This window comes from Sphingobium sp. 22B (assembly GCF_001580035.1).
Lineage (GTDB): Bacteria > Pseudomonadota > Alphaproteobacteria > Sphingomonadales > Sphingomonadaceae > Sphingobium > Sphingobium fuliginis.
On sequence record NZ_LTAB01000036.1, the window covers coordinates 1 to 14,543 of the forward strand.

The window sequence follows — 14,543 nt, forward strand, 5'->3', positions numbered from 1 at the left end:
GGAGGCGACGCCTGCGCGGGCGAGCAATTTGGCGATGCGCTGTGGTTCGTTCTTGCCGCTGCCGCCGCCGCCAGCGGCAAGAACGAACCACAGCGCATCGCCAAATTGCTCGCCCGCGCAGGCGTCGCCTCCCGGCGGGAGATCGAGCGGATGATCGAGGAGGGGCGGATCACGCTCGACGGCGAAGCGGTTTCGACCCCCGCCACCCTCCTCACTTCGCTGCACGGCGTCGCGGTCGACGGGAATCCGGTCGCCGCACCGGCACCTGCGCGCCTGTTCCTCTTCCACAAACCGGCGGGTTTCCTGACGACCGAACGCGACCCCCGCGGCCGTCCGACCATTTATGACAAGCTGCCCGCCGACCTGCCGCGCGTCATGCCGATCGGACGGCTCGACATGACGACCGAAGGCCTGCTGCTGCTCACCACCGATGGGGAGTTCAAGCGGCAGATGGAGCTGCCCTCCACCGGCGTCCCGCGCACCTACCGCGCCCGCGCCTTCGGTGAAGTCAGTCAGAACCAGCTGGAGGACCTGTTCGACGGGCTGGAGATAGACGGCATACGCTATGGCCGGATCGAGGCCAATCTGGAACGCCGCACCGGCCGCAACCAGTGGATCGAAATGACGCTGACCGAAGGCAAGAACCGCGAAGTCCGCCGCGTGCTCGAACATCTGGGGCTTCAGGTGAACCGGTTGATCCGCACCAGCTATGGCCCCTTCCATCTGGGCGAGCTGGCATCCGGCGCGGTCGAGGAAGTGCGGCAGCACGATCTGGTCGTCTTCCGCAAGAGCCTTGGGAAACCCTGACCCCCTCCGTTCGCCCTGAGCCTGTCGAGGGGCCCTTCTTTTCTGGAACGAGCCAGCCCATGAGAATAATTGCAGGCCAATGGCGGGGTCGCCCCCTTACCGCCCCCAAGGGCGACGCAACACGCCCTACGGCGGACCGCACCCGGGAAACCCTGTTTTCCATGCTGCTGAGCCGGATCGGCTCCTTCGAGGGGCTGAGCGTTGGCGATTTCTTCGCGGGCTCGGGCGCTCTGGGGTTCGAAGCGCTCTCGCGCGGCGCGGCAAGCTGCATCTTCGTGGAACAGGACCGCGCGGCGCTGGACGCGATCCGGACCAATGGCGACAGGCTGGGCATCCGCCCCGACATCCGCCAGAGCAGCGTCCTGTCGCTGGGTCCGGCAAGCGAGCCGCTCGACCTCATCTTCATGGATCCCCCCTATCAGAGCGGCGCTGGCATGGTGGCGCTGGACAAGCTGAGCCGCCTGGGCTGGACCGGCCCCGCAAGCTGGATCAGCATCGAAACCGACCGGCGCGAGGATGTGGCGGTAAAGGGCTTTACCGTGGAGACGACCCGTGACGTGGGCAAGGCCCGACTGACGCTGCTGCGCGCAACGGAGCGCGCCGAATAGTCCAGGCGGATTGGGTGAAGTGATGGCGCGACAGACATTACCATGGGCCATCGCCACGGCTGCGCATTGCACCCAGCCTGCGACCCGGCATATCGGGAGCAGCCCCGGCGACCTTGCTGACGGTGCTCGACCGGCACAGCCTGACCGGGGGCGTGGCTGGACCGGGCTGGCGGCCATGATCGCCGCCATGCCCGGCCTAGCAAGCATCAACGCCGCTTGCGCATGGATTTGGGCGCTTCGCTCCGGTTGATGCAGCTATCCTGCACGGTCCTGCTGCACAGCGGATAATCCTTCTGCTCGGTCGGCGGCGGCGTCATATTGCCACCCACGGTCGCGGGATTGGCTGAGGTTCCGACGGGAGCGGACGGATCACGCGGAACGCCGGCAGGAGCCGGTTGCATGCCCGTGTCCGGCGGCACGGCTCCGGTCGGCTGCCCAGCATTGGGATCGGCGGCTGGGGGCGGTGTCGCGGGCGTCGCTGGAGTGGCCGGGCTGGCTGGCGTCGCTCCCGGTTCGGCGGGGGTCGCCGGCGTCGCAGGCGTCGCGCCCTGCTCGGGCGGAGGCGGCGTATCGGCGACGGGCGGCTGCGCCGAAGCCGGCATGTCCTGCGCGATCGCAATGCCGGTAACGCCGGTGCCGAAGGCCAATATGGCCGCACCTGCCAACAGGATCGATTTCATCGGGATCATCCTTTCCTTTGTTCTCGCCCCGTTCTGCCGTTTGGGCTGAACAAAGAACCGGATGCGCGATGCCTGCGTTCCGGCCCGGGCGACGAGCCGTTGCGGATGCGCCGCCAGACGATCCCGCCCGTCGGCCTCAGGCCTCGGGGTAGCGCTGGAACTTGGGCAGTTGATGCGCGCCCTCCATCCATGGCGCAGCCTCGGCAAATTGGACGTGGATGGTTGGCGGCAGGTTCGACTGGTCGTCCAGCGTTCCGGTCTGGATGTCGATCATGCCGGGGAAAACGGCGGCATTGCGGTAGAAAAGGCCCGTACCGCAGGTTCCGCAAAATTCCCGCGTCACATTGTCGGAGGACCGGTATGCCACCGGCCGACCCGTCACCGTCACCTGTTCTTCAGGGAACAGGGACCAGCCCACCATCGGCGCGCCCGCGCTTTTCCGGCAATCCGAACAATGGCACAGCGCGCTATAGGCCGGCTCGCCCTGCGCTTCGTAATGGATCGCCCCGCATTGGCACCGCCCCGAGAACATGGCCTTTACTCCTTGCATGATTCGCCTTTTGTTCTCATAGAAGGAGCAACGGTGCAAGGGCCGCCCGCCCTTGCCGCTTCCCGCCCGGCATCCTAGTTGATAGCGCATGACTCTGCCCGCTCCCTCCCCCGACGATCCCGCCTATCTCCAGGGGCTGAACGAACCCCAGCGGGAGGCCGTGCTCACGACCGAAGGACCGGTGCTGGTGCTTGCAGGCGCCGGCACGGGCAAGACGGCAGCGCTCACCGCTCGCCTCGCCCATCTGATCGCCACCCGTCGGGCCTATCCTTCGGAAATCCTCGCAGTCACCTTCACCAACAAGGCGGCGCGCGAAATGCGGGAACGCGTCGGTCGGATGATCGGCCCCGCCGTCGAAGGCATGCCCTGGCTGGGCACCTTCCACGCCATCGCCGCGAAGATGCTGCGCCGCCATGCCGAACTGGTGGGGCTGCAATCCAATTTCACCATCCTCGACACGGACGATCAGCTTCGCCTGATGAAGCAGCTCATCCAGGCGGAGGGAATCGACGAGAAGCGCTGGCCCGCACGCCAGCTCGCCGGCCTCATCGACCAGTGGAAGAACAAGGGGCTGACGCCGGAGGAAATCGGCGCCGGCGAGAGCGAGGGCTATGCCAACGGAAAGGGGCAGAAGCTCTACGCCGCCTATCAGGCGCGTCTTCGGGATGTGAATGCCTGCGATTTCGGGGACTTGCTGCTGCATGTTCTGACGATCCTGAAACGCCATCGGGACGTGCTGGAAAGCTATCAGCAGCGCTTCCGCTATATCATGGTGGACGAATATCAGGACACCAACAGCAGCCAGTATCTGTGGCTGCGCCTGCTCGCCCAGCAGCGCAAGAACATCTGCTGCGTGGGAGACGACGACCAGTCGATCTATTCATGGCGGGGGGCGGAAGTCGCCAATATCCTGCGGTTCGAAAAGGATTTTCCCGGCGCGAAGATCGTGCGGCTGGAACAGAATTATCGCTCGACCCCCCATATATTGGGCGCTGCGTCAGGAGTGATCGCGGAAAATGGCAATCGCCTGGGCAAGACGCTCTGGACCGACATCGACGTGGGCGAGAAGGTCCGCATCATCGGCGTCTGGGACGGGCCGGAGGAAGCGCGGCGCGTGGGCGACGAGATCGAATCGATCGAACGCAGCGGCCAATCGCTGGAGGGGGTCGCCATCCTCGTCCGGGCCCAGCACCAGACGCGCGAGTTCGAAGACCGCTTCATCCAGATCGGCCTGCCCTATCGCATCGTGGGCGGCTTCCGCTTCTATGAACGCGCCGAGATCCGGGACGCGCTCGCCTATCTTCGCCTGGTCAATCAGCCGGCCGATGACCTGGCGTTCGAACGGATCGTCAATGTCCCCAAGCGCGGCCTGGGCGACAAGGCCGTGGAAAAGCTGCATCGGCTTGCCCGGGCGGAAGGCGTTCCGCTTGCCCTCGCCGCCGCGCGAATCCTCGACACGGACGAGATGACGCCGCAGGCCCGCCGCAGCCTTGGCGCCTTCATCGGCGATCTCGCCCGCTGGCGCGACCGCGCGGTGCAACTCCCCCATGCCGAACTGGCCCGACAGATATTGGACGAAAGCGGCTACACCGCCATGCTCCAGGCCGAACGCACCGCCGAAAGCGCGGGAAGGCTGGAGAACCTCAACGAACTGACCCGCGCCATGGAGGAATATGAGACGCTGGGCGCGTTCCTGGAGCATGTAAGCCTCGTCATGGACAATGAGGCGCAACAGGACGAGCGCAAGGTCACGATCATGACCATCCACGCCGCCAAGGGGCTGGAGTTCGACACGGTCTTCCTCGCGGGGTGGGAAGAAGGCATCTTCCCCTCCCAGCGCGCGCTCGACGAAGGCGGCCTCAACAGCCTGGAGGAGGAACGCCGCCTCGCCTATGTCGCGATCACGCGGGCGAGGAAGTCCTGCGTCATCCTGCACGCCGCCAACCGCCGCATCTATGGTCAGTGGACCAGCTCCATCCCTTCGCGCTTCGTCGGGGAATTGCCTCCCGAACATGTGGAGGAGGAAAGCAGCATGTCCGGCGGCGCCTCGCTCTGGCGCGCCAACTGGTCGGAGCGGGCCGATCCCTTCGCCAATGTCCAGCGCGGCACCGGTCGCGGCCCCGGGTGGCAGCGCGCCCAACAGAGCGGACAGTTCACCCGCGAACCCGCAAGGATCGTGGAGGCGCGCGCATCGGCGGTCTCGCTCGGCAACAAGGGGCGGGATGACATGAGCGTCGGCTTGCGCGTCTTCCACCAGAAATTCGGCTACGGCACGGTGGCGGAGATCGAAGGCAACAAGCTGGAGATCGATTTCGAAACGGCGGGTCGGAAGCGGGTGATGGACAGCTTCGTCCAGCCTGCCTAGCCGTCAATCGAGCCTTTTCTCAAGACCGCCGTCCAATATCGTAGATACCGGATGAAATAGCGTTGGCAGGTGCCGTCTTGTATGGGAATGATAAAGATGGGTGGGTAGTGGACATTCCCCTCCCGCAGGCGGGAGGGGGTTAGGGGGGTAGGCTGGCGCGGCATCTGCGCTGTTTTGCAACGGCTAAGTCAAAAGCTCGCTACGCTCGCGCCCACCCCTAACCCCTCCCGTTTACGGGAGGGGAAGGTCTTGGATTGGTCGGTTGGCGACCTATACAATCATTTCACAAATACGGTTCGCCGATGCTTTCCGCTGATGCTGTCAATCTCGATCCGTTGACCGCTCCATGTAGTTGCGACTAGCTGGCCTTCTTCCACTAAGATTGCGACGAAACAGTCCGGCCCGCTGTTTTCCGGCAATGAGGCACGCCAGCGCTCTATTCCGGTTTCATCTACGCAAATCAGATTTTCCAAGCGGTACGCAGACTTTTCGTCCCAAGGTTCGATGATAGCTCGATCACCCGTTCCAAAAACAATTTCCTGATCGCCGCTCACGCACATTCTCCAAGTATCTGACGATTATAACAGGCATCGAAATGTCGGCTATCGGGTTTCGCCTGTGGATTGCTAAACGGCAATTTCTGGTCGATTCCAGACGCTCCTTTCACCGGCCAGCTTTCGGACTTAACCGAGCAACTGAGGATCAGCCATAGTAACCCAACGGCAACAACATACGCAAAAAGCATCCTATTTCCCCACAGGCGACCCTTTCCACCTGTCCTATCCCGCCCCGGCCAGCCTACTAGGCTCTGTCTTTGAAACGTCCGATACATCGGGGCGCGGGCGCACGCGCGCATACACTGTGAACTTCGGCGGAAAGCGGCAGAAATCAGCCGCAAAACATCAGCCTACAATCCTGATCGGATCGAGAAGCTGGCCCATGGCGAGCTACTTCAGATGATAGGGGAAAGTTGGTGGAGCCTAGCGGGATCGAACCGCTGACCTCCTGCATGCCATGCAGGCGCTCTCCCAGCTGAGCTAAGGCCCCATCGTTGCGCGGCATCATACCGCATCCCAATGGATCAGGCCATGTCCGGCATAAAGCCGTCGGCCAAATATAGAACACTCCTTGCGTGGCGTTGGAGTGTTAATCGAGGTTATTCGCATCCTCACCACACCCCTCGCTTGCGCTCGGGAGTTTTGCCGGAAGCCGTCCCCCGGACGGCTTCCGGCAAAACTGGTGGAGCCTAGCGGGATCGAACCGCTGACCTCCTGCATGCCATGCAGGCGCTCTCCCAGCTGAGCTAAGGCCCCGTTATCCAGTGTCGGCGCCGTTGGGGCGGCGCCTCGGAGGCCGCTGCCATTAGGTGGCGGCGATCTCCTTGGCAAGCACAAAATTCAATTAATTGTCGTCGTCGCCATCGTCCCCGCCGGCGTCGACGCCCAGATCGTCGTCGCCGCCCAGATCGACGTCATTGTCCGGCGAATCGCCGTCATCATCCACGTCCAGATCCAGGTCCAGATCGTCGTCCGCCGTCTCGATCTCGCCATCGGCGGTTTCGATGACCTTCTTGGGCGCTTCCTCATAGGGCAGCGGCTGCTTCGACTTCAGCACCGGTTCCGGTTCCCAGGCCGTGCCGCAGTTGATGCAGGTGACCGGGTCATCCTTGCCCAGGTCGTAGAAGCGCGTGGCGCATTTCGGGCAGGTACGCTTCGTGCCCCATTCAGCCTTGACCATGTCCGGCCTTGTCCTTCTCTTGCGAGTGCTCAAAACAGAAATTACGCGGCACGACAGGGTCGCCCGCGAAGAGACGGCGCCTTGCCATAGCGAAACCGCGCTGTCAAAAGCCGGGCGCATTTTTTCAAGTTTTGCAGACGGATTGACCCGTGACCGCTTCTTCCGACCAGCCCATGCCCATGACCTTCACCGCCGCCCCGGCCCTTTCCGGCTCGATCGCCGTGCCGGGCGACAAGAGCATTTCGCACCGCTCGCTGATGCTCTCCGCGCTGGCCGTGGGCGAGAGTCGGGTCGAAGGGCTGCTGGAGGGTGAGGACGTCCTCGCCACCGCCGCCGCCATGCGGGCGATGGGCGCGGACATCCGCAGGGATGCGGACGGCATCTGGCATATCCATGGGGTGGGCGTCGGCGGCCTGCTCCAGCCGGAAAGCGCGCTCGACATGGGCAATAGCGGCACCTCCACCCGCCTGCTGATGGGGCTGGTCGCAAGCCACGCCATCACCGCCACCTTCGTGGGCGACGCCTCCCTCAGCAAGCGCCCCATGGCCCGCGTCACCGATCCGCTGTCGCGGATGGGCACCAGCTTCACCACCAGTCCCGGAGACCGCCTGCCCCTTACCATGCGCGGCGCCTGCCCGGCCGTGCCGCTGGACTATCGCCTTCCCGTGGCATCGGCGCAGGTCAAGTCGGCCATCCTGCTCGCCGGCCTCAACACTCCCGGCATCACCCGCGTGGTCGAACCGATCCCCACCCGCGACCACAGCGAACGCATGCTCAAGGGCTTCGGCGCGGACCTCGACGTGGAGGTCGAATCCGACGGCACCCGCATCATCACGCTCAAGGGCGAAGCCGAACTCCACCCGCAATCGATCATCGTTCCCGGCGACCCCTCCTCCGCCGCTTTCCCGATGGTTGCAGCCCTGCTGGTTCCGGGATCGAACGTGACCATCGCCAATGTCGGCCTCAACGCGACGCGCGCCGGGCTGGTCGATCTGCTGCGCGAGATGGGCGGCGACATCGTCATCGAAAACCCGCGCGAGGTCGGCGGCGAGCCGGTGGGCGATCTCGTCATCACGGCCTCGACGCTGAGGGGCGTCGAGCCCGATCCGGCCCGCGCCCCGTCGATGATCGACGAATATCCCGTCGCCTTCATCGCCGCCGCCTTGGCGCAAGGGCGCAGCATCTTCCGCGGCCTGGAAGAATTGCGCGTCAAGGAATCGGATCGGATCGCCACCATGGCGGCAGGCTTGCGCGCCATCGGCGTGCAGGTCGAGGAACTGGAGGACGGCATCGTCATAGAGGGCAGCGGTGGCGCGCCCCTCCCCGGCGGCGGCCCCGTCGCGACGAAGCTGGACCACCGCATCGCCATGAGCTTCGCGGTCGCAGGCCTCGTGTCCAGCAATGGCGTCACCATCGACGACATGCGCCCCGTTGCGACCAGCTTCCCGGGTTTCACCGCTTTGCTGCAATCGCTCGGCGCACTCGCATGACGTTCGACCTTGCCAATATCCTGGGACTGATCGGCAGCGGCCTGATGGTCATTGCCTATGCCTATAGCAACATGGCGAAGGTGCTGAGCTTCACCCTCTTCAACCTGCTTAACCTGGTCGGCGCGGTGCTGCTGATCTATTCGCTGACGGTTCATTTCAACGTCGCGTCGATGGCGCTGGAAGTCATATGGGCCTTCATCGCCCTGATCGGCCTCGCCAAGGCGCTGCGGAAAGGCAAAGCATCATGATCATCGCCGTCGACGGCCCCGCCGCATCGGGCAAGGGCACCATCGCCAGGGCGCTGGGCCGGCATTACGGCCTGCCCGTGCTCGATACCGGCCTGCTCTATCGCGCCGTGGGCCTTGCCGTGCTCAAGGCCAGCGGCGACCCGGACCATGAAGCCGATGCGCTCGCCGCCTGCGACTTCGACGACGCCATGCTGAAAGATCCCGCGCTGCGCAGCGAGGCCGTGGGCTCGCTCGCCTCCCGCGTATCGATCCACCAAAGCGTCCGGCAGGCCCTCGTCAGGCGCCAGCGCGACTTCGCGACCCAACCTGGCGGCGCGATCCTGGACGGGCGCGACATCGCCACCGTCATCGCCCCCGATGCCGACGCCAAGATCTTCGTCACCGCCAGCGTCCATGTCCGCGCCCAGCGCCGCTATCAGGACGCGCTCGACCATGGCGGCCATCCCGACATGGACAGCCTGATCGCGGACATCCAGGCCCGCGACACCCGCGACATGAGCCGCGATCATGCCCCGTTGCGCATGGCCGATGGAGCGGACTTGCTCGACACCAGCAATTTGACTATAGACGCCGCCGTCCAGCAGGCCATTGCACTGGTGGACGCCCAGTTGGAACGTCGGCAACAGGCCTGACGCGATGCCGGGTGCCGGGGATTCCCAGGCGCCCTTTTCGCTTGTCCACAGGGCGTCGACTCGACATGGCCGAACGGATGTTCGCATGGGTATCCGGCCCTGCGGGCGCTTTGGCCTGAAAGACCACCGGACACAACCGGTAGGCCAGCAATGACGAGTGAAGGACTTACCTATGGCCTCTACGGCATTCCCCTCGCGCGACGATTTCGCCGCGCTTCTCAATGATTCTCTCGGTGGCGAGGATGGCGGCTTCGAAGGCCGCGTCGTCAAGGGCACCGTTACCGGCATCGAAAACGACATGGCGCTGATCGACGTCGGCCTGAAGTCGGAAGGCCGCGTGCCGCTGCGCGAATTCGCCGCGCCGGGCCAGAAGGCCGACCTGAAGGTCGGTGACGAAGTCGAAGTCTATGTCGACCGCGTCGAAAACGCCCATGGCGAAGCCATGCTGTCGCGCGACCGCGCCCGCCGCGAAGCCGCCTGGGACAAGCTGGAAGCCGAGTTCACCGAGAACGCCCGCGTCGAAGGCGTCATCTTCGGCCGCGTCAAGGGCGGCTTCACCGTCGACCTGGACGGCGCCGTTGCATTCCTGCCCGGCAGCCAGGTCGATATTCGTCCGGTTCGCGACGTCACCCCGCTGATGGACATCCCGCAGCCCTTCCAGATCCTGAAGATGGATCGCCGCCGCGGCAACATCGTCGTGTCGCGCCGCGCCATCCTGGAAGAAACCCGCGCCGAACAGCGCTCGGGCCTCATCCAGACGCTGGCCGAAGGCCAGATCATCGAGGGCGTCGTCAAGAACATCACCGACTATGGTGCGTTCGTTGACCTGGGCGGCATCGACGGCCTGCTGCACGTCACCGACCTCAGCTACAAGCGCATCAACCACCCGAACGAGATGATCAACATCGGCGACACCGTCCGCGTCCAGATCATCCGCATCAACCGCGACACCCAGCGCATCAGCCTTGGCATGAAGCAGCTGGAAAGCGATCCGTGGGAAGGCGCCGCCGCCAAATATCCGGTCGGTGCGAAGCTGTCGGGCCGCGTCACGAACATCACCGAATATGGTGCGTTCGTCGAGCTGGAGCCGGGCATCGAAGGTCTGGTCCACGTTTCGGAAATGTCCTGGACCAAAAAGAACGTCCACCCCGGCAAGATCGTTTCGACCAGCCAGGAAGTCGACGTCATCGTCCTGGAAGTCGATCCGGAAAAGCGCCGCATCTCGCTCGGCCTCAAGCAGGCCCAGAACAACCCTTGGGACAGCTTCGCCGAACGTCACCCGATCGGTTCGACCGTCGAGGGCGAAGTCAAGAATGCCACCGAGTTCGGCCTGTTCATCGGCCTGGACGGCGACGTGGACGGCATGGTCCACATGTCGGACATCGCCTGGGGCATTTCGGGCGAGGACGCGCTGGCCCTGCACCGCAAGGGCGAGACCGTCCAGGCCGTCGTTCTCGACATCGACGTCGAGAAGGAACGCATCAGCCTTGGCATGAAGCAGCTTGAGCGTGGCGGCCCGGCCGCTGGCGGCACCACCGCCGCTGCCGCTGGCCTCAACAAGAACCAGACGGTCACCGTCACGGTTCTGGAAGTCCGCGACGGCGGCCTGGAAGTCCAGGCCGGCGAAGATGGCGCCACCGGCTTCATCAAGCGCAGCGACCTTGGCCGCGACCGCGACGAACAGCGTCCGGAACGCTTCCAGATCGGCCAGAAGTTCGACGCCATGGTCACCGGTTTCGACCGCGCCAAGAAGCCGACCTTCTCTGTCAAGGCCCTTCAGATCGCTGAAGAGAAGCAGGCTGTGGCCCAATATGGTTCGTCCGACAGCGGCGCCTCGCTGGGCGACATCCTGGGCGAAGCGCTCAAGGCCAAGAGCGAGGGCTAAGCCCTCCTTCGGTATCTAACTTAAGTAATATGGCCCGCCGGAACTTAACTCCGGCGGGCTTTTTCTATTCCCAAAATGAGAATGACATACCGATATTGGCTGATTGTCACAGCCATGAGGATTCATTATAAATAAACAGGGAACCAGAAGGGGGAGTCTGGAGGACCAATGATACGCTCGGAACTGATTCAGAAATTGGCTGAGGAAAATCCAAACCTCAACCTCCAGGAAGTGGAAAGGATCGTCGATCTTTTCTTCAAGGAAATAGTCGACCGCCTCTCCAGCGGAGGGCGAGTGGAACTTCGGGGCTTCGGCGCCTTTACGACACGGGCGCGCGACGCGCGTACCGGCCGTAATCCGCGCACCGGTGAACAGGTGCCGGTGGACGCCAAGCGGGTTCCCTACTTCAAACCCGGAAAGGAAATGCGGGAACGGCTGAACGGCAAAGCTGCCCACTGATCCAACCACATCCTTGACCTGTGCGTCGTTAGCCTTCAGGGGGTAACGGCCTCAAGCGGACGTGGCGAAATCGGTAGACGCAGCGGACTTAAAATCCGCCTCCCCCTGGGAATGCGGGTTCAAGTCCCGCCGTCCGCACCACAGCCTTTCACAGCATCTTTTCCGGTTTCCAGTGCTTATCGCTGGATATCCGCTGCATTTGTGGCGATGATCGGTCATGGCCGGCGCGATCAACCCACAGAGCTTCAGCGATTCCCTCGTCATCCTGGGGGCCGCGGGGCTTGTCATCCCCGGCTTCGCGCGGCTGCGGATCAGCCCGGTCATCGGCTTCATCCTCGTCGGGCTGGCGGTGGGGCCGTCGGGATTGGGCGCTTTGGTGGGCCAATATCCCTGGCTCTATCATGTCACCATTTCCAACAGGGCGGCGATAGAGCCCTTTGCCGAACTGGGCGTCATCCTGCTGCTTTTTTCCATCGGACTCGAACTCAGTTTTCGTCGTCTCTGGACCATGCGGACACAAGTATTCGGCGTCGGCGCGGCAGAATTGATCGGCGGCGGTACGCTGATTGCACTTGGCCTCTACTTGCTGGGCCAGCCACCGGCAGGCGCTTTCGGCCTGGGCCTCGCGCTGGCGCTGTCGTCCACGGCCGTGGTGCTGCCGATGGTGGGCACGCAAAGCGCCGTCGGCCGCGCGGCCTTTTCCATGCTGCTTTTCGAGGATCTGGCCCTCGTCCCCATCATCTTCATGCTGGGCGCGCTAGCGCCCTCGGTCGCTGCCAGTCCGGACGGCCCGTGGGGCGAACTGGCCGACACGCTGATCAAGAGCGGGATCACCATCGCCATCATGCTGGTCCTTGGCCGCCTCTGCCTGCCGCATATCTTCAGCCAGGCCGCCCGCACCAAGAGCCCGGAGGTGTTCCTGGCCGCCAGCCTGCTGGTCGTCATCATATCCAGCATGGCGACCTCGATCGCCGGCCTGTCTCCGATCGTCGGCGCGCTCCTCGCCGGGCTGCTGATCGCGGAAACCGATTATCATGGCGAGGTCGAGGTCATGACCGCGCCGTTCAAGGGACTGGCGCTCGGGGTCTTCCTCATCACCGTCGGCATGGGCCTTGACGTGCGCGTCATCCTGGCCAACTGGCCTACGCTCATTTTGGCGATGGTGGGCGTGGTCCTTGCCAAGACGATCGTCACCGCGGCCCTGCTCTACCTGTCGGGCGCGAGGAAGGGCGTGGCGCTGGAAGTCGGCGTGCTGATGTCCAGCCCTTCGGAAACCACATTGATCGTATTGTCCGCTGCCGCTGCGGCCCAGTTGATCCTTCCTTCCACCGCAGCCTTCTGGCAGATCGTGACCGCTATCGGCCTTACCATCACGCCGCTGCTCGCACGGCTGGGACATGACATTGCGCGGCGGCTGGAAATGGCGCTGGGCGAAGAGGCGCCGGAAATCAACGAAGACCATGCCGAGGCGGCCGCCGTCGTAATCGGCTTCGGGCGCGTGGGGCGCATGATCTGCGACCTGCTCAACCTGCACAAGCAGCGTTTCATCGTCGTGGAATCCGACCCGGACGTCGTCGCGGAAGCTCGGCGCGGGGGGTATCCCATATTGTTCGGCGACGTGTCCCGCACCGAAATGCTCGACAAGCTTCGTCTCGGCCATGCACGGGCCCTGATCCTGACGATGGACGATCCTGTCCTGTCGGTTCGGGTGACGAAGCGTGTGCGGGGATGGGTGCCCGATCTGCCGATCATCGCGCGCGCGCGGGACACCGATCATGCGGCCCAGCTCTATCGCGCCGGCGCCAGCGATGCGGTTCCGGAGACGCTCGAAAGTTCGCTCCAACTGGCGGAGACCGCGCTGGTCGACCTGGGCGTGGCGATGGGACCGGTGATCGCCTCCATCCACCAGACGCGGGAGGATCTGCGCATGGGCATCAAGGATGCCGCGCAGCTCGAAACCGCGCCCAAGCTGCGGCGGCTGCGGGCCGATGAGGTGCCTTAGGACCGACCTTGCGGTGGGCTGAAAACCGACCAGCCGGTGCGATGGGCCAGTTCTTCGAGCGCCAACGTGCCAAGCTGGCTATTGCCATTTTCGTTCAGGCCAGGCGACCAGACGGCAATGGACGCGCGACCCGGCACGATCGCCAATATGCCGCCGCCTACCCCCGACTTGCCAGGAATGCCGACGCGGAAGGCGAAATCGCCCGAAGCGTCATAATGGCCGCAGGTCAACATCAGGGCGTTGATCCGCTTGGCCCGGCTGGACGAGACGACCCGTCCGCCCTCGGGATGCCGGCCGTCGAGCATCAGATAGCGGCCCGCAAGTGCGAGTTGACGGCAACTCATCTCGATCGCGCATTGGTGAAAATAGGTGCCAAGCACCAGATCGACCGGATGACGGATATTGCCGAAGGCGCGCATGTAATTGGCCAGCGCCATATTGCGAAAGCCGGTCGCCGTTTCCGACGCTGCGACGGTTTCATTGATGGCGATGCCGTCGTCGCCTGCCAGATAGCGGACGAAGCGCAGCATTTCTCCAATCGCGACGCGGGGTTGATGACCGCCCAGATTGACGTCCGCGACGACGACGGCGCCCGCGTTGATGAAGGGATTTCGCGGGATTCCCTGTTCCTGCTCCAGCTGAACGATGGAATTGAAGGCGTTGCCGGACGGTTCCCGCCCTACCCGCTGCCAAAGCTGATCGCCTATCTTGCCGAGCGCGAGCGTCAGGGCGAACACCTTGGAGATGGACTGGATAGAAAAGCCGGTGGCGCAGTCGCCTCCCTCGATCAACCGGCCATCGGCGGTCGCGACAGCGATGCCGAACTGGCCGGGATCGACCTTGGCCAGTTCCGGAATATAGCTGGCGACCGTGCCGCGATCTTCCCGGCTCGCAGCATGAGCGACGATGTCGGCAATGATCGCGGGCAAGTCCATGAGCAGATCGGCGTCCCACCAGGCAGGGTTGGATGAAAATGACTTGATAGAACGCCGCCGGCTCCTGCCCAACATAGCTGGGCAGGAAATTCTGAAAAGGGCTATGTGCTGCTGGCAGGACAGGCGGCACGATGAGCCATCCGCC

Annotated in this window: 14 protein-coding genes and 3 tRNA genes; 10 read left to right on the top strand and 7 right to left on the bottom strand. The window is 64.1% G+C overall.

The window, feature by feature from the left end; translation table 11 throughout:
• On the top strand, positions 1-807 hold an 807-nt coding region (locus tag A0J57_RS21925), incomplete at its 5' end, for a pseudouridine synthase (protein WP_062017410.1).
• A 59-nt stretch (positions 808-866) separates the two neighbouring features.
• Positions 867-1,415 (top strand): 16S rRNA (guanine(966)-N(2))-methyltransferase RsmD, encoded by a 549-nt coding sequence (gene rsmD, locus A0J57_RS21930; protein WP_061940038.1) that lies wholly within the window; start codon positions 867-869, stop codon positions 1,413-1,415.
• A gap of 206 nt (positions 1,416-1,621) precedes the next feature.
• On the opposite strand, the gene A0J57_RS21935 is transcribed toward rsmD, so the two are convergent.
• Entirely contained in the window at positions 1,622-2,095 is a 474-nt protein-coding gene (locus tag A0J57_RS21935; protein ID WP_061940062.1) for a hypothetical protein, read from the bottom strand.
• A gap of 136 nt (positions 2,096-2,231) precedes the next feature.
• The gene (locus A0J57_RS21940) at positions 2,232-2,627 is read right to left on the bottom strand and encodes a GFA family protein (RefSeq protein ID WP_061940040.1); all 396 of its coding nucleotides are present in this window, start codon (positions 2,625-2,627) and stop codon (positions 2,232-2,234) included.
• 106 nt (positions 2,628-2,733) lie between these two features.
• On the opposite strand from A0J57_RS21940, the gene A0J57_RS21945 reads away from it, so the two are divergent.
• Positions 2,734-5,010, top strand: coding sequence for an ATP-dependent helicase (locus A0J57_RS21945; protein ID WP_025550494.1), 2,277 nt, complete (start codon positions 2,734-2,736; stop codon positions 5,008-5,010).
• Between the two features lie 278 nt (positions 5,011-5,288).
• On the opposite strand, the gene A0J57_RS26170 is transcribed toward A0J57_RS21945, so the two are convergent.
• The 4 genes from A0J57_RS26170 to A0J57_RS21960 all read right to left on the bottom strand — a co-directional run bounded on the left by A0J57_RS26170 (position 5,289) and on the right by A0J57_RS21960 (position 6,747).
• Positions 5,289-5,564, bottom strand: coding sequence for a hypothetical protein (locus A0J57_RS26170; protein ID WP_153017879.1), 276 nt, complete (start codon positions 5,562-5,564; stop codon positions 5,289-5,291).
• A gap of 417 nt (positions 5,565-5,981) precedes the next feature.
• A tRNA-Ala gene (locus A0J57_RS21950) sits at positions 5,982-6,057 on the bottom strand.
• A 190-nt stretch (positions 6,058-6,247) separates the two neighbouring features.
• A tRNA-Ala gene (locus A0J57_RS21955) sits at positions 6,248-6,323 on the bottom strand.
• Between the two features lie 88 nt (positions 6,324-6,411).
• A complete protein-coding gene (locus A0J57_RS21960; protein ID WP_007688826.1) occupies positions 6,412-6,747 on the bottom strand; it encodes a TIGR02300 family protein in 336 nt (111 codons plus the stop codon).
• 149 nt (positions 6,748-6,896) lie between these two features.
• Between A0J57_RS21960 and aroA the strand changes: the two genes are divergently transcribed.
• The 7 genes from aroA (at position 6,897) to A0J57_RS21995 (ending at position 13,463) form a co-directional block, all read left to right on the top strand.
• Positions 6,897-8,237, top strand: a complete 1,341-nt coding sequence (gene aroA, locus A0J57_RS21965; protein ID WP_061940042.1) for a 3-phosphoshikimate 1-carboxyvinyltransferase — start codon at positions 6,897-6,899, stop codon at positions 8,235-8,237.
• Positions 8,234-8,485, top strand: coding sequence for a hypothetical protein (locus A0J57_RS21970; protein WP_007688823.1), 252 nt, complete (start codon positions 8,234-8,236; stop codon positions 8,483-8,485). Before aroA ends, A0J57_RS21970 begins: the two co-directional genes overlap by 4 nt.
• Positions 8,482-9,117 (top strand): (d)CMP kinase, encoded by a 636-nt coding sequence (gene cmk, locus A0J57_RS21975; RefSeq protein WP_025550487.1) that lies wholly within the window; start codon positions 8,482-8,484, stop codon positions 9,115-9,117. Before A0J57_RS21970 ends, cmk begins: the two co-directional genes overlap by 4 nt.
• Before the next feature lie 172 nt (positions 9,118-9,289).
• A complete protein-coding gene (rpsA, locus tag A0J57_RS21980; protein ID WP_044662092.1) occupies positions 9,290-11,002 on the top strand; it encodes a 30S ribosomal protein S1 in 1,713 nt (570 codons plus the stop codon).
• A 168-nt stretch (positions 11,003-11,170) separates the two neighbouring features.
• Positions 11,171-11,461, top strand: a complete 291-nt coding sequence (locus A0J57_RS21985) for an integration host factor subunit beta (protein WP_025549821.1) — start codon at positions 11,171-11,173, stop codon at positions 11,459-11,461.
• 55 nt (positions 11,462-11,516) lie between these two features.
• Positions 11,517-11,602 (top strand) — tRNA-Leu (locus A0J57_RS21990).
• A gap of 76 nt (positions 11,603-11,678) precedes the next feature.
• On the top strand, positions 11,679-13,463 hold the full coding sequence (locus A0J57_RS21995) for a cation:proton antiporter (protein WP_044662091.1): 1,785 nt from the start codon (positions 11,679-11,681) through the stop codon (positions 13,461-13,463).
• Here A0J57_RS21995 and A0J57_RS22000 read toward each other — a convergent pair.
• Positions 13,460-14,398 (bottom strand): glutaminase, encoded by a 939-nt coding sequence (locus A0J57_RS22000; RefSeq protein WP_061940064.1) that lies wholly within the window; start codon positions 14,396-14,398, stop codon positions 13,460-13,462. The genes A0J57_RS21995 and A0J57_RS22000 overlap by 4 nt on opposite strands.
• Positions 14,399-14,543 lie beyond the last annotated feature (145 nt).